Annotated in this window: 16 protein-coding genes; 8 read left to right on the top strand and 8 right to left on the bottom strand. The window is 69.0% G+C overall.

What is annotated here, in order from left to right:
* Positions 1-15 precede the first annotated feature (15 nt).
* Complete coding sequence (gene nreA, locus G9C85_RS11715; RefSeq protein WP_166040134.1) at positions 16-1,299, bottom strand: DNA repair protein NreA; 1,284 nt, start codon at positions 1,297-1,299, stop codon at positions 16-18.
* 920 nt (positions 1,300-2,219) lie between these two features.
* On the opposite strand from nreA, the gene G9C85_RS11710 reads away from it, so the two are divergent.
* Complete coding sequence (locus G9C85_RS11710) at positions 2,220-3,302, top strand: glycosyltransferase (RefSeq protein ID WP_166040132.1); 1,083 nt, start codon at positions 2,220-2,222, stop codon at positions 3,300-3,302.
* A 52-nt stretch (positions 3,303-3,354) separates the two neighbouring features.
* Here the strand turns inward: G9C85_RS11710 and G9C85_RS11705 are convergent, their stop codons facing one another.
* Positions 3,355-4,098, bottom strand: coding sequence for an SIMPL domain-containing protein (locus G9C85_RS11705; protein WP_166040130.1), 744 nt, complete (start codon positions 4,096-4,098; stop codon positions 3,355-3,357).
* Positions 4,099-4,376: 278 nt separating this feature from the next.
* Between G9C85_RS11705 and G9C85_RS11700 the strand changes: the two genes are divergently transcribed.
* From G9C85_RS11700 to G9C85_RS11685, 4 genes are all read left to right on the top strand, one after another.
* Positions 4,377-4,772 (top strand): hypothetical protein, encoded by a 396-nt coding sequence (locus tag G9C85_RS11700; protein ID WP_166040128.1) that lies wholly within the window; start codon positions 4,377-4,379, stop codon positions 4,770-4,772.
* A 31-nt stretch (positions 4,773-4,803) separates the two neighbouring features.
* Entirely contained in the window at positions 4,804-8,379 is a 3,576-nt protein-coding gene (gene smc, locus G9C85_RS11695; RefSeq protein WP_166040125.1) for a chromosome segregation protein SMC, read from the top strand.
* Positions 8,372-9,475 (top strand): segregation/condensation protein A, encoded by a 1,104-nt coding sequence (locus tag G9C85_RS11690; protein ID WP_166040123.1) that lies wholly within the window; start codon positions 8,372-8,374, stop codon positions 9,473-9,475. Before smc ends, G9C85_RS11690 begins: the two co-directional genes overlap by 8 nt.
* A 116-nt stretch (positions 9,476-9,591) precedes the next feature.
* A complete protein-coding gene (locus G9C85_RS11685) occupies positions 9,592-9,795 on the top strand; it encodes an HVO_0649 family zinc finger protein (RefSeq protein ID WP_166040120.1) in 204 nt (67 codons plus the stop codon).
* A gap of 30 nt (positions 9,796-9,825) precedes the next feature.
* Here the strand turns inward: G9C85_RS11685 and mtnP are convergent, their stop codons facing one another.
* The 3 genes from mtnP to G9C85_RS11670 all read right to left on the bottom strand — a co-directional run bounded on the left by mtnP (position 9,826) and on the right by G9C85_RS11670 (position 12,049).
* Positions 9,826-10,680: an S-methyl-5'-thioadenosine phosphorylase gene (gene mtnP / locus G9C85_RS11680; RefSeq protein ID WP_166040118.1), complete on the bottom strand. Its 855-nt coding sequence runs from the start codon at positions 10,678-10,680 to the stop codon at positions 9,826-9,828.
* 45 nt (positions 10,681-10,725) lie between these two features.
* Entirely contained in the window at positions 10,726-11,421 is a 696-nt protein-coding gene (locus tag G9C85_RS11675; RefSeq protein WP_166040116.1) for a phosphoribosyltransferase, read from the bottom strand.
* A gap of 73 nt (positions 11,422-11,494) precedes the next feature.
* Positions 11,495-12,049: a hypothetical protein gene (locus G9C85_RS11670; RefSeq protein ID WP_205254351.1), complete on the bottom strand. Its 555-nt coding sequence runs from the start codon at positions 12,047-12,049 to the stop codon at positions 11,495-11,497.
* A 113-nt stretch (positions 12,050-12,162) separates the two neighbouring features.
* Here G9C85_RS11670 and G9C85_RS11665 point away from each other — a divergent pair, with 113 nt between their 5' ends.
* Positions 12,163-12,738 (top strand): hypothetical protein, encoded by a 576-nt coding sequence (locus G9C85_RS11665; protein WP_166040114.1) that lies wholly within the window; start codon positions 12,163-12,165, stop codon positions 12,736-12,738.
* A 6-nt stretch (positions 12,739-12,744) separates the two neighbouring features.
* Here G9C85_RS11665 and G9C85_RS11660 read toward each other — a convergent pair whose 3' ends face one another.
* Positions 12,745-13,842, bottom strand: coding sequence for a glycosyl transferase family 2 (locus G9C85_RS11660; protein ID WP_166040112.1), 1,098 nt, complete (start codon positions 13,840-13,842; stop codon positions 12,745-12,747).
* Between the two features lie 134 nt (positions 13,843-13,976).
* Positions 13,977-15,146 (bottom strand): MFS transporter, encoded by a 1,170-nt coding sequence (locus G9C85_RS11655; protein WP_166040954.1) that lies wholly within the window; start codon positions 15,144-15,146, stop codon positions 13,977-13,979.
* A gap of 202 nt (positions 15,147-15,348) precedes the next feature.
* On the opposite strand from G9C85_RS11655, the gene G9C85_RS11650 reads away from it, so the two are divergent.
* A complete protein-coding gene (locus G9C85_RS11650; RefSeq protein WP_166040110.1) occupies positions 15,349-15,516 on the top strand; it encodes an HVO_0758 family zinc finger protein in 168 nt (55 codons plus the stop codon).
* Positions 15,517-15,525: 9 nt separating this feature from the next.
* On the opposite strand, the gene G9C85_RS11645 is transcribed toward G9C85_RS11650, so the two are convergent.
* Complete coding sequence (locus G9C85_RS11645) at positions 15,526-16,620, bottom strand: aldo/keto reductase (RefSeq protein ID WP_166040087.1); 1,095 nt, start codon at positions 16,618-16,620, stop codon at positions 15,526-15,528.
* Between the two features lie 245 nt (positions 16,621-16,865).
* On the opposite strand from G9C85_RS11645, the gene G9C85_RS11640 reads away from it, so the two are divergent.
* Positions 16,866-18,044: an MFS transporter gene (locus G9C85_RS11640; RefSeq protein WP_369680822.1), complete on the top strand. Its 1,179-nt coding sequence runs from the start codon at positions 16,866-16,868 to the stop codon at positions 18,042-18,044.
* Positions 18,045-18,053: the final 9 nt, after the last annotated feature.

Below are 18,053 nucleotides of genomic sequence, written 5' to 3'. Positions count from 1 at the left end.
ACTCGACTGACGAGGTCACGTCCAGTCGGCGAGCGACGACTGGAGGCCCGACACCATGCTGGACTTCCGTCGGAGTCGGTTCATCGACACCGGGAGGTGCGTCTCGATGGCGTCGACCGCGGTCGCGAAGTCCTCCGCCTCCCCGGGTTCGTCGTCGAACGCGTTCCGCACCGACTCCCGGACCTGCCAGACGCCGACGGGCGCCCAGTAGTCGTCGCTGACCTCGCGGAGCACGAGGCACTTCGCCTGCCGGCCGCGCTCGACGAGGTGCTCGAGGACGCCGAGCCGGCTCGCGTAGTACGCGCCGGCGGTCTCCTCGACGTACCCAGTGCGGCCCTCGAACCCCTCGCGCGCCGACCCCATCCAGACCTCGCCCGCCCCCTGGTTCCAGATGCTGCCGGGGGCCTTCATCTCCACGAGCTCGAACTCCCACGTGCCGGGCGCGAGCACCACCCAGTAGCGGTTCCCCATGAACTCGTTCTCGTGCACCTCCACCCGGTCGATGCCCTGCGTCCCGCGAAGCTGCCCGCGGAGGTACTGCCCGACGGTGTCGTCGACCGCCGTGATCGACCAGCGCGTCGGCACCAGCCGGCGGTCCTCGCCGCGCCCGAGCGCACCCGCCGACAGGATGTTGTTGATCTCGTACACGTCGAACCCCCGCCGATAGAGGTACGTCATCGCACCCTGAGCCTGCCAGTCGTCGTCCTCCAGCGTCTTCTTCACTGGCCTGGGAACGTACGGGTTCTCCGCGAGCTCCGCGCGATTCGCCTTCGCCCTCGGCCCCCGCGGCGCGGAGATCTCGCCACCGGAGAGATCCAGCTCCGGCGTGCCGTCCAGCCCGATCTCGACGTCCACGGGATCGCCCGCGATCGCGACCTCGCGCTGCGTCCCGAGGAACCCACTCCAGGCATCGTGGACGCTCTCCGAATCCGACAGCGACCCCGCGTCGCGAACGTCCGCGCGCCGATTCGAGTTCAGGAGCGAACTCCGGCGCTGCACCACGTCGTCGATCCCGACCGCCCCGTACCACGACGCGTCCGTCACCAGGCTCTCCGGGTCGACGTCCCCCGCCACCGGCGAGAGGAGCCCCGTCGACACGTCCGGATACCCCGACCGCCCAACGAACACCGACGGCGACGTCGACCCGAACAGATCCCCGCCCTGCACGCTCTCCTCGAACGCCCGCTCGAAGTCCTCCAGGTACTCCGTGATCTCGTAGGACTTCTCCTCCGCGAGCCGACGACGCTTCGCCTCCTCGCTCTCGGGCTCCAGCCCGTCGATGTACTCGTCGAGCCGCATCTATCTCGGGTTGGGCGCCCCGACGCTTGAACTTGACCCCTCGAACCCGATTCCGAACGCATCGAATCGCCGAACGGCAACCCCACCGCGAACAGCCAGAACGCGCTGGCCAGTTCGCCATCCGATACCACAAGCACGGAGGAATCCGCGCCGTGCTCGTTCACCAACGACACCTTTACCGCCCCGAACACGCAGAAAGCCCCGGCGCGTTCGCGCCTGCGGTCCTTCCGTCGCGACGACGGGCGAACGTGCCGCCCCTTTCAGTCCCACCCGACGGCGACCGCACCGCGACCGCTCCGCCGCCGCATCCGCACCGCGTCCGCACCGCTCCGCTACCGCACCGCTCCGCTACCACACCGCGACCGCTCCGCCGCCGCATCCGCACCGCGTCCGCACCGCTCCGCTACCGCACCGCGCCCTGCCCTCCCCCTGCTCGCAGCGCGCGCAGTTCTGCGCGCGCTGCTCGCGGCCCGGCTGGTTGGTCGAGTCGAGCGTTCGAGTGCCGGCTGGCGCGCGGGCCGTCGCCGCCCCGCCTCGCGGCGGCGCGGCGACGACCGCGTGCGAGGGGCGAGCGCGGCGGCGACCGAAGCGAGGCGACGCAGTCGCCTCGATGGCGAGCGGCCAACGGCCGCGAGCCGAAGGGAGCCGCCTCGGGAGTCGGCTGGGGAGGGTGAGGCACGGTACAGTCCTGTCGCGGTGCGATACTGTTGCGGTGCGTTGTGGTCGCAGTGCAGTCGCGGTGGTAGATGCGGTCGCGCTGGCGGATGCGGTTGCGGTGTCGTCCAGCGCACTCACCGAGCGCGACCGAAGGGAGCGCTCGGCCTTTTTCGCCCACGTTTTTTCGAGGAGTGGTGGCTCGAAGGGCCACCCGACGCCGAAAAAAGGTGGTGTTTAATAGCTGTCCTCTGTCGGGAGTGTGTATGCGCGTCGTGTTCGTCGCGTTGGAGACGGCTTTTCACCGCACGTCGCCGGAGACGCTGCGGGTGCGGGGGCTCGCGGAGCGGCTCGCTGGGCGTGGGCACGACGTCGTCGTCCTGTGCGCGAAGTGGTGGACGAGCCAGGACGGCTCGTGGGTGGAGAACGACGTCACGTACCGGGCAGTGGTCGGCGACGTCGACGCGAAGCGGTCGTTCCGGTGGGCGCTGCCGACGCGCGTGCCTCGCGAGCGCCCGGACGTCGTTCATGCGGCCGGGACGCCAGCGAGCCAGGTGCCGGCAGCGAAGAAGGGGGCGCGACTGGCGCGCGCACCCCTCGTGACGGAGTGGTACGGCGACGTCGAGCGGTACGGGCGAACCGAGCGGAAGGCGCTCGCGCGCTCCGATCGCGTCCTCGTCCCCTCCGAACTCGTCGAGACGGCGGTCCGCGAGCACGTCGACCTCGGGAGCGACGCGGTCGAGGTCGTCCCGAACAGCGTCGACGTGGACGCGATCCGCGGAACGGAGCCGCGACAGGTCGCGGACGTCGTGTACGCGCGCACACTCGACGAGGACGCCAACCTCGAGTCGCTCCTGCTCGCGCTCGCGGAGCTCCGGCAGACCGACTGGACGGCCGCGGTGATCGGCGACGGCCCCGAACGAGAGAGCTACGAGCGGCAGGCGCGAGACCTCCGGATCGACGACCGCATCACGTGGCTCGGCGAGTGCTCGCGCGACCAACGCGTCGCCGTCTACCGGGGCGCGCACGTGTTCGCGCAGACCGCCGACGAGTGCCTGTTCGCCGAAGAACTCCTGTGGGCGCTCGCCTCCGGCTGCGTCGGCATCGTCGAGTACCACGCCGGGTCGAGCGCGCACGAGCTCGTCGAGCACTACCTCGAACCGGGCGGGAACCGCGACCGCGGGTTCCGGACGACGAGCGAACAGGAGCTCGCCGCCGCCATCCGCGACGCCGCGTCGCTCGAGCGACTCGACTACGACCCGGCGTTCGACGCGTACGACCACGACGCCGTCCTCGAGACGTACCTCCAGTGTTACCGCGACGAGATCGCGGCCACCGGCCTCTTCTGAGCGCGCGAACGCGCGCCGGTACCAGCGGGTCGCTTCGAATCGGCGTGGCCGATCAGCTGGTCGCGTTGTACGTCACGCGAACGTCGTACGTGACGGTGACCTCGCCGCTGTCGATGACGGTATCCTGCGCGGCGTCCCCGCCTGCTGCGGCTTCGGTCTGGTACGCGACGGGCTGATAGTTGCCCTGGGTGGCGTCGACGCTCGCGACGCCGGTGACGGTGAGGTTCGCGCTGGCGGCGATCGTCGTCGCTTGCGTGGAGGCGTCGCCCATGGCGTCCTCGATGGCGGCGTTCCGGAGTTCCTCGCGGCGTTCGTCCGAGAGCGTGAGCTGGACGCCGTCGATCTCAGCGCTGGCGTTCGCGGCGGCGTCGATGACGGCGCCGACGCGGTCGGGGTCGTCGACGGTCACTTCGAACGCGTGTACGCCACGGTACTCGGGGGCGTCGGGTTGGCGTTCGCGCTCGCGGGGATGAACGCTCTCGATCGAGTACCGAGTGGTCTCGTAGGAGACGCCGAGTTCGTCGAGGGCGCTCCGGAGCGCTGCGGCGTCGTCGGCGAGCGACGACCGGACGCTCTCGGAGTCGTTCGCTTCGGCGCGGACGCTGACGCGAACGACGCCCTCGTCGGGGCTGGCGCCGGCCGACCCGGTGGCCGACACCGAGATGGTCTCCGAGTCTTGCTGGGCGTTCTGGGCCTCCTGGGAGGCGTCGTTGCCGGTTCCGATTGCGACGACGCCGACGGACGCGACCACGAGCAGTGTGGCGACGGCGACGGCGGCGAGTGCTTTGCGTTGCATGCACGCTGTGCTACGACGGACGTGGGCCTAAGGGTGCCCCACGGTCAAAATTCGCTTTCAGCAATCGACGGCTTCACCGTGGTCTGCGTCGGTCTGCCAGCACAGGCCGTGAGCGGCCGGGCGATATTTAAACGCGGGGTCGCGTGGCGTGGTATCGTGCGTCGCACCCGGTCGGGAGCGCTAGCCAGCGTCCGGGAGGCGACCAGTCGCCGACTAGTCGCAGATTCCTTACACGTGTCTTGCGTACCATTAAGAGACTCCGCCCGCGCGTACTGAACATGCCTACGAATCGTGTCGAGGAACTCGAGGCCACCGTCGCGGAACTCGAATCCACCGTCCGTGGACTGACCGAAGAGTTAGTCGAGACGAAAGAGCGCGTCCGCATCCTCGAAGCGGAACTGGACGCCGACCCGCAGACGGCGGTCGAGGACGCCGACCCCAACGTCGAACTCGCCCAGGGCGAGAGCAGCGCACAGACCACCGCGCGCGGCGACATCCCCGAGAGCGAGGCGACCGACACCGAGATCGTCACGCCCGAAGCCGGGCAGGACGACGTCGCCGAAGCGACGAAGGAAGCGACCCAGGACGTAGTCGAAGGAGACAAAAGCGGGGAGAGCGAAGCGGCCGACGACTCGGAGGACTCCGACCTCGGAGACGACATCATCGTCGCCTGACGCCGGACTCCCTGCCGGAATCGCACACACGATGCACATCAAGGAACTCGTCCTCGAGAACTTCAAGAGCTTCGGGCGCAAGACCCGGATTCCCTTCTACGAGGACTTCACAGTCGTCACCGGCCCGAACGGGAGTGGCAAGTCGAACATCATCGACGCCGTCCTGTTCGCGCTCGGCCTCGCGCGGACGCGAGGGATTCGCGCGGAGAAACTCACTGACCTCATCTACAACCCCGGGCACGCCGACGGCGACGAGGCCGGCGGGCCGAAGGAGGCGATCGTCGAGGTCGTGCTCGCGAACGACGAGGACCGCCTGTCGCGCTCGCAGGTCGAGAACGCCGCCGGCACCGACGACGTCGGCGACGTCGACGAGATCTCCGTGAAGCGTCGCGTCAAGCAGACCGAGGACAACTACTACTCGTACTACTACCTGAACGGCCGCTCCGTGAACCTCTCCGACATCCAGGACTTGCTTGCCCAGGCCGGCGTCGCGCCGGAGGGCTACAACGTCGTCATGCAGGGCGACGTGACGGAGATCATCAACATGACGCCGTTCGCGCGCCGCGAGATCATCGACGAGATCGCGGGCGTCGCGGAGTTCGACGCGAAGAAGGAGGACGCCCTAGAGGAGTTGGAGACGGTCCGGGAGCGCATCGAGGAGGCGGAAATCCGCATCGACGACAAGCGCGACCGCCTCGACCAGCTCGCGGACGAACGGCGCGAGGCGCTCCGGTACCGCAGACTCCGTCGCGAGATGGAGGAGTACGAGGGCTACCTGAAGGCCGCGGAACTCGAGGACAAACGCGAGGCCCTCGAGTCCGTGATCGAGCGCATCGAACGCAAGCAACGGGAGCTCGCGGAGTTGGAGCGCGAGCTCGACGAGCGCCAGGGGAAGGTGATGCGTCTCGAGGACGACCTCGAGGAGTTGAACCGCGAGATCGAGCGGAAGGGCGAGGACGAGCAGCTCCAGATCAAGAGCGACATCAATTCGATCCAGAACGACATCGAGCTCCTGGAGGAGAAGGTATCCTCGAGCGAGGACGCGATCGAGTCCGCGGAGGCGGACCGACGGCAGGCGTTCGTGCAGGTAGACAAGAAGCAGGAGGAGATCGAGGACCTCGAGAGCGAGATCAAGGAGTACAAGGTCGAGAAGTCCTCGGTGAAGGCGGACGTCCAGGAGAAGCGCGCGGCGCTCGCGGACTTGCAAGCGGAGATCGACGCGATCGACACGGAGTACGACGAACTGAAGGGCCAGCTCCAGGAGCGCAAGGAGGCCCTGGAGGCGGCCAGGGACGAGAAGAACGAGCTCCAGCGCGAACAGGACCGGTTGCTGGACGAGGCGCGTCGACGCTCGAACGAGATAAGCGAGGTCGAAGACGACGTCGAGGCCGCGGAGGCGGAGATTCCCGAACTGGAGGCCGAGCGCGAGGACCTCCAGGCCGAACTCGAGAAGGCGCGCAAGAACGCGCTCTCGATCGAGGGCGTCGTCGACGACCTCAAGCGCGAGAAGCAGGCGGTCCAGGGCGACATCGAGGACGTGGAGGACGAACTGCAGCGAAAGCAACAGGAGTACGCGGAGCTGGAGGCGAACGCGGAGGCATCGGGCGATTCGTCCTACGGGCGGTCGGTGACGACGATCCTGAACTCGGCCATCGAGGGCGTGCACGGGACGGTCGCGCAGCTCGGGAGCGTCGGCGGCGAGTACGCGCAGGCGTGCGAGACGGCCGCGGGCGGCCGGATGGCGAACGTGGTCGTGGACGACGACGTCGTCGGCCAGCAGTGCATCGAGCACCTCAAGTCCCGGAACGCCGGGCGTGCGACCTTCCTGCCGATGACGGACATGCACGACCGGTCGCTGCCGAGTCCGCCGGACGTGCCGGGCGTCGTCGACTTCGCGTACAACCTGCTGGACTTCGACGCGGAATACACGGGTATCTTCAGTTACGTCGTCGGCGACACGCTCGTCGTCGAGGATCTGGAGACGGCGCGAGACCTCCAGGGCGAGTTCCGGCTGGTGACGCTCGACGGCGACCTCGTCGAGAAGTCCGGGGCGATGACCGGCGGGTCGTCCTCGGGGTCGCGGTACTCGTTCGCGAAGTCCGGGCGCGGCGAACTGGAGCGGGTCGCCCAGCAGATCACGGAACTCCAGGAGCAGCGCGAGGACCTCCGCGAGGAACTCCGGGGTATCGACGAGCGATTGGACGACGCGCGCGACCGGAAGACGGACGCGACGGACGCGGTCCGGGACGTCCAGAGCGACATCGACCGCGTCGAGAACGAGCTGGAGTCCGCGCGCGAACGCGTCGAGTCGCTCGAGGAGCGCCGCGAGGAACTGGTCGCGGAGCGCGAGGACGTCGACGAGGAGATGCAGGAGATCGAGGCCGCAGTCGGCGAGAAGCAGGACGCGATCGCGGAGATCGAGGCGGACATCGACGAGCTCGAGGACGAGCTCGCGGATTCGCGCGTGCCGGAGTTGACGGCGGAGATGGAGGACGTCGAGGCGGAGATCGACGACCTGGAGGCGCGCGTGAGCGACATCGACGGCTCCCTGAACGACCTGACGTTGCAGAAGGAGTACGCGGAGGACGCGATCGAGGACCTCCACGACGACATCGAGGACGCCCAGGAGCGCAAGGCCGAGCACGAGGACCGCATCGCTGACCTCGAGGACGACATCGAGGAGAAGGAGGCGGTCCTCGAGGAGAAGCGCCGGAAGGTCCTCGAGCTCGAGGACGAGCTGACTGAGCTGAAAGAGGAGCGCGAGGAGCTCCGCGAGGAGGCGAAGGCTGCGCGCCAGGCTCGCGACGAGCAACAGCAGGAGGTGGACGCGGTCGCCTCGACGCTCGAGGGATTGGAGGGCGAGCGCGACGACCTCGAGTGGGAGGTCGAGAGCCTGGAGGCGGAGGTCGGCGAGTACGACGCCGAGGACGTCCCGGAGCACGACGTCGTCGTGGAGATGGTGGCGTGTTTCGAGGCGGACATGGAGGCGATGGAGCCCGTGAACCAGCTCGCGATCGACGAGTACGACGAGGTGAAGGAGGACCTGGAGACGCTCCTCGACGGCAAGGAGACGCTCGTCGAGGAGCGCGACGGCATCACCGAGCGCATCGAGTCCTACGAGGCCCAGAAGAGGGAGACGTTCATGTCCTCCTACGAGGCGATCAACGAGCAGTTCACGGACATCTTCGAGCGGCTCTCGAACGGGACGGGGACGCTTCACCTGGAGGACGAGGAGGATCCGTTCGACGGCGGGTTGACGATGAAGGCCCAGCCGGGGGACAAGCCGATCCAGCGCCTGGACGCGATGAGCGGCGGCGAGAAGTCCCTGACGGCGCTGGCGTTCATCTTCGCGATCCAGCGGCACAACCCGGCGCCGTTCTACGCGCTGGACGAGGTTGACGCGTTCCTGGACGCGGCGAACGCCGAGCGCGTCGGGCAGATGGTCGACGAGCTCGCGGGCGACGCGCAGTTCGTCGTGGTGTCGCATCGCTCCGCGATGCTCGACCGGTCGGAGCGCGCGATCGGCGTGACGATGCAGGACGACAACGTGTCGGCGGTGACTGGCATCGACCTCGCCGGTGGAGAGGGGGTGCCGGCGGATGACTGAGGGGTCGGCGGGGAACGGCGGCGGGGAGGAGGTTCGGTCGGACGGTGGCGAAGCGGACCCGGCGTCGATGCTCGACATCGCGGGGCACGAGGACCGAGACCCGCCGGGTGAGGAGGACTCGCCGTTCGGCGACGACGCGCTCGACGACGATGGGTCGGATGAAGACGTTGCCGGCGAAGACGGCGATGGCGAGGACCCGTACCCGGACGCGGCCGAGGCGGCCGACGCTGCGACGGAGACGATGGACGAGGTGCTGCCGGACGAGGACGACGTGGCCGAGGGCGACGACGAGGAGGTCGAACCCGTCGAGGTGCTCGTGAATCTCGCGGAGAACGGCGAGATCGACCCGTGGGACATCGACGTGGTGACGGTGACGGACAAGTTCCTGGACGCGCTCGACCACGCGGACTTGCGGACGTCGGGGCGGGCGCTGTTCTACGCGAGCGTGCTCGTGCGGATGAAGGGCGACGAGCTCCTGCACGGGAGCGACGACGACGACGAGGACGAGCTCGCGCCGTGGGAGGAGCCGTTCGCGGACGCTCCCGCCGGTGGGATGGCGGACGGCGAGCAGCCGAGCGAGTTCGATCCGGTGGCGGCGCTGGAGGACGAGATGGAGCGGCGATTGGACCGGAAGAACGCGCGCGGGACGCCGGAGACGCTCGACGAGCTCGTGCGCGAGCTCCGGGAAGCCGAGCGCGGGTCGTGGTGGAAGCGCCAGCGCGAGTACGACACGAGCGACTCGCCGTCGGGGTACGGTCGCGGCGAGCAGACGCTCGACTATCGGTCGGCGGACGACCTCCGCGTGGACGACGAGCCGACGGAGGCGGACGTGACGGGGACGACTCACGAGGAGGACATCGAGTCCGTGATCGAGGACGTGGAGACGACGTTGCGCGAGCACTACGACGCGGGTCGCGACGAGGTCCTGTTCAAGGAGGTTGCGGCGGCGTACGGCTCTCGCGTGCAGACGTTCCTCGCGGTCCTCTTCATGAGTCATCGCGGGACGGTTCGACTCCAGCAGGACGAGCTGTTCGGCGACCTGTGGGTGCAGGACCCGAACGCGGCGACGGCGAGAGAGAGCGCGGCCGCGGACTGACCTGGGTTTTCTCTGGATGGGATTCCGCTGACTCGCGCCGGGAGCTACAGACCCCACCACCTTGTCATGCTACACCATGGCATGACTTATGTTCGTGGGCGCCGAAGTTCCAGCGCATGTCTCGAAGCAAAGGGGGCTCGTCGGTCATCGACCGACTGAACTCGCGGTACGCGGACGAGGAGGCGATCTGCCCCGAGTGCGGGTACGTCGACGACGAGGGCAACTGGCGGGCGAGCACGAACGGCCGTCGCATCGACTACCGCCACCTCTGCCCCAGCTGCGGGAAGGTCCGCATCCGCACCGTCACGCTCCGCGACTGACGCGGTGACTTCCCGCCAGGTTCGCTCGGACTAGAGGTAGTCGTCAGCGAGCAACTCGACGCGCTCGCGCGTCTCGCTCGGGATCGCCTCGGTCGGCGTGTTGATCGTGCCCTCGAGCGCCGACCAGGCGTCGCTCTCGAAGTCCTCCGGCATCGTCCGAACGGCCTCCTCGACGACCGCGTTGATCGACTCCTGGTTCGCCTCCGCGTTCTCCAGGACCTCCTGGAGCGTGACCTCGTTGTCCTGCTTCCAGACGTCGTAGTCGGTGACGCCGGTGACGGTCGCGTACGCGAGTTCGGCCTCGCGAGCGAGCTTCGCCTCCGGAACGGCAGTCATGCCGACGACGTCCCAGCCCTGCTCGCGGTAGAACTCGCTCTCGGCGCGCGTCGAGTACTGCGGGCCCTCGATGCAGACGTACGTCCCGTCCTCCTCGACGTCGGCGTCGTGGTCCGCGCGCTCGGCGGCCTCCGCGAGGTGGGACTTGAGTGCGGGATCGTAGGGGTCCGCGAACCCCATGTGGACGACCATGCCGTCACCGAAGAACGTGTGCTCGCGGTGACTCGTCCGGTCGAAAATCTGGTCGGGGACCAGGAGGCTCCGCGGCGGCAGGTCCTCGCGGAGACTCCCGACGGCGTTCGTCGAAATGACGCGGTCGACGCCAGCGGCCTTCAGCGCGTAGACGTTCGCCCGGTACGGCGCGTTCGTCGGCGTATGCTGGTGGTCGGGACCGTGCCGCGGCAGGAAGACGACTTCCTTCCCGTGGAGTTCCCCGACTGTCAGGTCGTCGCTCGGGTCGCCGAACGGCGTGGTCACGCTCCGCTTCTCGACGTTCTCCAGGGGCAGCGCCTCGTAGATGCCGCTGCCGCCGATGATGCCGATGGACATACCACCGGGTTCCCTCGCAGCCGGTGTAATCCTTGCGAGTCGCGCTCAGTCGGCGAGTTGCCACGACCCAGGGGCGGCGTGCTCGACGACGCCGCGGCGCTCCATCTCCGTGAGCACCTCGCTCAGGCGGTTCGGTTGCGCGATCTCCATCTCGATGCGTTCGACGTCGTGGTACTCCGAGAGGTAGTGCCGGACGTCCGCCTTCGAGAACGCGTCCTCGTCCGCGCGCTCCATCACGCCCGAGATAACGTCGATCATGTCCTCGATGAAGTTCCAGGGATACACCATCCACGCCCACTCCTCGAGGTTCTCGCCGACGTAGTCGGGCTCGAACTCGCTCGTGTCGAGGAGCTGGAGCGTCGCCGTCCGCACCTCGCCCGCGTCGCGCTCGGTCACGTACTCTTCGGCGCGCCGGATGGACCCGCCGGTGTCCGCGATGTCGTCGATGATGAGGACGTCCTTTCCTTCGACCGAGCCCTCCGGCATCGGATAGCGGACCTGCGGTTCGTCGGCTTTCTCGGCGGTCCCGACGTAGTGCTCCATCTTCAGGCTCGCCAGGTCGTCGAGCCCGAGGAAGTCACAGATGCAGCGCCCCGCGAACCAGCCGCCGCGTGCGAGCGCGACGACGACGTCCGGTTCGAACTCGTCGCGCTTGACGTCGTTCGAGACGTCCCGGCACAGCGAGTAGATGTACTCCCAGTTGGTGATGGTGCACTTGAAGTCCTCCGGCAGGTCGCTCATGGAGCGAACTCCCGTTCGTCGGCACTTAACGGTTTAGTGTCGCGCGCGAACTGGATGCGTCGCGGACTCGCGCTTAGAGGTTCGCGAGCGCGCCGTCGACGAGGCCGCGGGTGTCGGCGAGGTCGACGTCCGCCCACGTCTCGACGTCGTACGTGACGTCGAGGACGTCGTGGAGGCGGTCGGCGTCGCCGCGTGCCGCTGCTTGCTCGACGGTTGTGCGGAGTTGCTGGCGGACGCGGCCGGCGAGCGCGCTCCGGTCGACGTCGCGAGCGCGGACGTCGAGGATGTGCGGGAGGTCCTCGGCGTGCTCGGGTTCGGTCGGCCACGCGCGCGGCCCGGCGACGTACGCCGCCTCGGTACCGTCGAACGCGGGGACGACGTGTTCGACGGCGTCCGGTTCGACGCGGACGACGTGGAAGGACGCGGCGGCGGCGTTCACGCGCTCGGCGACGGTCGCGTCGTCGACGTCGCGGCCGGCGCGGAACGCGACCTCCTTCACCGCTTGCTTGAACTCGGATTCGGTGAGTGCGCCGAACAGCTCGAGGACGCCCGCGAGCTCGTCCGGGTCGAGTCCGTGGCTCTCGGCTTCCTCGCTCTCGCCACCCCCGGCGTGGTCGCTATCGGTCACGTTCGTGCGAGCGCGCGCCGACGACAAAACCGTTCGGGGAGTGTGGCGTTGTCGACAGAAGGCACTTGTAGCCGACGGTGATTTGAATGAGAGTGTCCAGAAACCGACGGCGTATGCTCGCGGCAGTCAGCGGGAGCCTCGCGGTCGCCATCGCTGGCTGTCAGTCCAGGTCCTCGACGTCGATGGAGGCGACGCCGACGAACTTCTCGCGGACAGACGTCGTCGCGAGCACCGACTGTCCGGCGCGCTTCGAGCCACTCGACCCGTACTGGAGCGCGAAGGGGCCGGGTCCGATGCACGGGTTCGAACTCGGCGCCAGCACCGACGAGGTCGCGGTCGGCGACGACGTCACCTTCGCATTGACGAACGTCACCGACGACGAGCGTGCATCTGGAGTGAAGAAGAAGTTCGACGTCCAGCGGTGGGACGGCGAGCGGTGGCGCACTGTCTTCGGTGTCGAGGACGGAACCAGCGGGCACCTCGACAAGACCGTCTCGCACGACCCCGGTGAGGGTTTCGAATGGACGCTCACGTTCTCCGCGGCCGGCCTGACGAAGGCGTACGACTCGCTCCCGCAGTACGGCGTCTGCAGCGAACTGGACCCAGGGCGGTACCGTTTCGTCTACTGGGGCGTGTCGCGGTCGGAGGGGCACGCGATCCCAGTCGAACTGACCGAGTCCAGGGAGTGAGGCGGGTCAGTCGGTGACGCGTTGAAGCGCGCGGTGGCTGGCGTCGAGGATGGTTTCGGGGTGGAGGTCGACGTCGTGCCACGCTGGGAGGCGGTCGTCGCGGTCGGGGGGCCGTACGGCGGGTGCGTACGCTTCGACTTGGTCGCGTTCGCCGGGTGCGTCGTAGTCGAAGTCGTTGAAGGCGGCGTCGGCGGCGTACTGGTCGACGAGTGCGTCTGCGGTGTCGCGGTAGGCGTCGCGGAGCGCGGTGTAGTCCACGTCGACGCCGTGGTCGGCGAGGGCGTTGAACAGCGCGCGCCCGACTTGCTCGCTCATGTCGGAGAGGCCGGTGGGGCCGGTGACGGCGCGGTGGTCGTGCTCGTGCCGGCCGAGGTCGACCTGCGCGCTGCGTTCGAAGCCGGCGTGGGCGTAGGCGTCGGCGAGCGTCCCGACCTCGAGCCCGAACTCGCGTTGCGCGCGGACTTCGCGTGCGAGGTCGGCGTCCATGGCGAACTCGCCGGCGAGCGCGTACCGGAACGCGCCGAGGTAGTCGACGAACGCGTGGTCGGTCGCGTCGTCGAGCGCGCGAACGAGCGGGCGGACGAACAGCCGGAACAGTCGCCCGTACAGCTGGCGGTTCTCGACGCGAGCGTAGTAGCCCTTCGCGAACGCGTACTCGTCGCCGAGCGGCGCGAGCAGTTTCGGGACGTGGCGCTCGCTGTACGTCTTCGCGTCCGCGTCGTGGCACACCACGAACTCGGCGGCGTCCGCGGCGTACCCGAGCGCGAGCCAGACGTCCCGTCCCTTCCCCGCGGGCCCGCCGAGGCCGTGCTCGGCGAGCGCGTCCTCGACCTCCGGACTCGAGCACCAGAGGAGGTCGACGTCCAGGTCGAACGAATCGAGCCAGTCGTGGAAGTCCGCGACGCGCTCGGACGAGGCCGACAGTGGCACGACGACGCGCGCCGGGTCGACCGCCTCGAGCGCCGAGAGCGTTCGCTCGGGCGCCAGGCCCGCGTACTCGCGCTCGGTCATCGGCACCACGACCGCCGCGCGCTCCGTCGGCGCGACCGGATCGGCGTCCCCGTAGTCGTGGAGGGTCGTCACGCGCTCCTGCACGTACTCCATCGACCGAACGTGAGGCGTGGAGTCGTATAATCGACGCGATGACGGAACGGCCGGTCGCCGACGCGATGACGGAACGGCCGGTCGCCGACGCGATGACGGAACCCCGCGCGTCTGCGCGACGACGGATCGCTCGCTCAGCGGACGGCGCGCGCGCTCGTCGGCAGTCGCCCGACGGCGTGCAGCGCGACGAGCGCGAGGACGAGACCGCCGAGTGCGAGCGCGAACCCCTGGAAGATGGCCGTGAACGGGATGGCAAGGTCTCGCATCGTGCCGACGGCGACGCTCCCCGTCGCCTGCCCGATCATCATGACGCCAGAGTAGAGCGCGTACGCACTCGAGCGGTGCTCGTCGGGGAGTGCGTCCAGGAGGTAGACGTCCATCGCGGGGAACGAAGCGTGGACGACGAACCCGAAGACGACCGACACCGCGACGAGCGCGTACAGCCCCGAGGTGACCGTGAGTACCGCGAGCATCGTTGCGATGCCCGCGAGGACGGCGAGGATGACGGAGACGTGCGGGAGGCGGTCCATGAGGCGGCCGGTCGCCCAGAACGCGGGGACGCCCGCCGCGAACAGGACGGTGAGGAGCACGCGCCCGGTCGACCGGGGGACGTCCTTGACGACGTCGAGGTACTGGACGTAGAAGTTGAAGACGCCGTTCCAGACGAACCCCGTGAACCCGAGGAAGACGACGCCCGCGAGGATCAGCGGCCACTGTGCGCGTGCGGCCGCGAACAGGTCTCGGTCGGCGTCCCCGGCGTCCGGCAGGTCGACGCGGCGCGAGACGACGTAGAAGACGGTGGTCGTAGCGGCGGCGAGCGCGGCGATGAACGCGAACACGAGCCGCCAGCGCGCGAACGGGACGACGAGCCACGCGGCGGCGAGGACTGCACCGACGAACAGCGGGGCGGCGACGGCCGCGGTCTGACTGGCGGTGCCGTGGATGCCGACCGCGCGCCCGACGCGCTCGGGGAACAGCTCGCTGACGAGCGGGTTCGCGGCCATGAAGTACGCGCCGCTGGCGAGCCCCATGAGGAGCGAGCCGACGTACACGGACGGAAGCGACCACGCGAACGTCGTGAACGTCGCCGCGACCGCGAGGACGACGCCGGTCGCGAGGATGACGCGATGCCGCGGGACGCGCGTCAGCACCCACCCGGTCGGGATCCGCGGGAGCGCGCTCCCGAGCCAGACGAGCGTCGCGATGAGGCCGACCTTTCCCTGGGACGTGACGTCGAACGCGGCGGCGAGCGTGTCGAGCATCGGCGCGAACGCGACGCGCGGGAAGTTCACGAGGAACACCATCGCTAGCATCGCGCCGAACAGTTTCGTCCGTCCCTCTGTCACGACTTGGTGTTCGAGACTCCGGTGCTTACGGGTTTCGAACCGAAACGCCGGATTCGGGCGGCGTCGCGAATGGTCGTCCCGGTATCGGCCGTCAGGCGTTCCATCAGATACCGTCCATTTCACCGCAGGCTTTTATCCGCGGGGTTTCGTAGTGCGTGACATGAAATCGGTCAGGAAGGCACTCCGCGACGGGTCGCTGTACAAGGACACGTACGAGCGACTGAACTGTAGCGACTGCGAGAAGAAGCTCGGGTCGAAGAACGACCCGGACGAGATCGGGACGGTCCGGGTCTGCGAGGAGTGCGGCGGCGAGTGGAAGGAACTCTGAGGCGGCCGGTCACTCGAACGTGGCGTCGAACGCGTCCGCGCCGAGGGGATCGAACGTGCCGGCGGCGACGTTCTCCGCGACGTGCGCGGGCGAGGACGCGCCGACGAGCGCGCTCGTGACGCCGGGCGCGGACCGCGCGAAGTTGATGGCGCGCTGGGCGGGCGTGTCGCCGTCGAGCTTCGACGCGACCGAATCCGGGATCGCGTCCGCGCTGGCGAGGTCGCCCTGCATGAGCGACGCGGACGTGAACACGTCCAGGCCCGCGGTGTTCGCGAGTTCGAGGACGCTGACGTCGCCGTCCGCGCTCGACTGGCTCTTCTCCGTGAACGCGTCGGCCATCAGCACGTTGAACGGCAGTTGGACGGCGCGGAACGACGTCGCGGCGTTCCCGGCGCGGTCGGCCGCGCTCCGGGCGCGAGAGACGACTTCGGCGAGCGAGAGGTACTTCGGGTGGTCGCGCGGGACGCGGAAGCACTCCCAGGTTGCGACGCCGTAGTGCCGGAGGTCGCCCGCGGCGACGCGTTCCTCCAGCGCGACGAACGCGTCCTCGACGGCGTCGTACACGGCATCGCGGTCGTGCTCGGCGAGCTGGACCTCGGGATTGTGGAGGTAGTAGAGGTCGAGGACGTCGAGGTCCAGGCACTCGAGCGACCGGTCGAGCTGGTGGTCGACGAACGCGGGCGTCATGGCGTGCTGGCCGGCGACGAGATCCTCGCGCGCCAGCGGCCCGTCCTCGACGAACTCCTCGCGGACGTACGCGCCGGGGTCGTCGGGGCGAGCGCCGTCGAACGGCACGAACCCGCACTTCGACGCGACCAGCACCGCCTCCCGGTCGACGTCCGCGTCCGCGAGCGCCTCCCCGACGACGCGCTCGCTGCGCTGCGCGCGATAGTTCCGCGCGGTGTCGAGCACGCTGACGCCGCTCTCGACGGCCTCGGCGATCGCCTCGCGATAGTCGTCGTCGACCGCGTCCGTCGGCTCGCCGAGGTACGTCCCGAGGCCGACGCTGGAGACGACGCCGTCCCCGAACCGCCGGAAGTACGTCCGCCCGAACGCGTCCGTGTGACGGTCCCGGTAGTCCCACGACGCCGTGGCTGTAACCATAGTCGTAGAGAATCGTGGCGCGGACAAAAGGCCCGCGTTCGACCACCACGTGCCGCCCACGGCGACTCCTCGTCGCCTTCGCAGTTCACAACCGTCATGAACCCGACTCTCGTACTTCAGGCAGTGACCGCGGCTGCAATGGGAGGGCGACCGTGAGCGCGCTCCGCGGCGTCGTCGACGACGCCGTCAGTCGACTCGCCGCTCGCGTCGGCGCGTCCGGCGACGGCGTCGTCGTCGCCGCCGTCATCGCGAGCACGTTCTTCATCGGGTTCGGCGGCGGCGTCATCTACCCGATCCTCCCGAACCTCGGCGAAGTCCTCGGGTTCTCGCCGTTCCTCGTCGGCCTCATCTTGAGCGCGAACCGGTTCTCGCGGCTGTTCGCGAACGCACCCGCGGGCGCGCTCGTCGACCGGATCGGGACGCGGACGCCGTTCGTCGTCGGGATGCTCGTCCAGGGGTTCGCGACGTTCGGGTACGTCGTCGCGATGCTCGCCCCGTTCCCCGAGGGCTGGTTCATGCTCGCACGCATTCTCTGGGGCGTCGGGAGCGCGCTCGTGTTCGCGACCGCGTACACGATCGCCGCCGACGTCAGCGACGCCGACTCCCGCGGCGCGAACATGGGGCTCATCCGCGGCGGCGTCCTGTTCGGATTCCCGACGGGCGTCGTCGTCGGCGGCATCGTGAGCGAGCTCGCGGGGACCGTCACCGCGTTCGTCGTCGCCACCGCGTTCGCGTTCATCGCGAGTGCCGTCGCGTACGCGACCGTCCCCGAGACCCACGTCGATCCCGGCCAGGGGACGTCCGCGAAACCCTGGGACGTCGACACGAGCCTCCCCGCACTCACGGTCGGGCTCGTGAACTTCGCCGTCCTCTTCGTCTACATCGGCGCGCTGTTCGCGACGCTCGTCCTCTTCCTCGACGAGAACACCCTCCACGTCCTCGGGTTCGACGCACAGGGCTCCTCGGGCATCTTCATGGGTATCACCGTCGTCGCCGCGGGTCTCTCGATGTACGTCGGCGGGTACGTCAGCGACCGCCGGGGCTCCCGCGTCCCGACTCTCCTCGTCTTCCTCGCCGCGACCGCGATCGGGTTCGTGCTGCTCGCCGCAGCCGATTCGGTCGCGACGCTCGCCGTCGCCTGCGTCTGCGTCGGCGTCGGCCAGGGCGGCACGAGCGGCCCGCTCATGGCGCTCCTCGCCGACCTCGTCCCCGAAGAGCGCATGGGACGCGCCGTCGGCACGAACAACGTCTTCGGCGACATCGGCGGTGGCTTCGGCCCGATCGTCACGCTCCCGCTCGTCGACGTCGTCGGATTCGGCCCCATCTACCTCGCCTGCGCCGCACTCCCCGCGGCCGCGGCGGTCGTCCTCCTCGGCGGCGTCTACCGCGAGACCGGACAGTTCGTCCCGCGCGTCGGCGCCTGACCGAACTCG

Source organism: Halorubellus sp. JP-L1 (genome assembly GCF_011440375.1).
Taxonomy (GTDB): domain Archaea; phylum Halobacteriota; class Halobacteria; order Halobacteriales; family Natrialbaceae; genus Halorubellus.
This window is presented reverse-complemented; position numbering and strand designations above follow the sequence as displayed.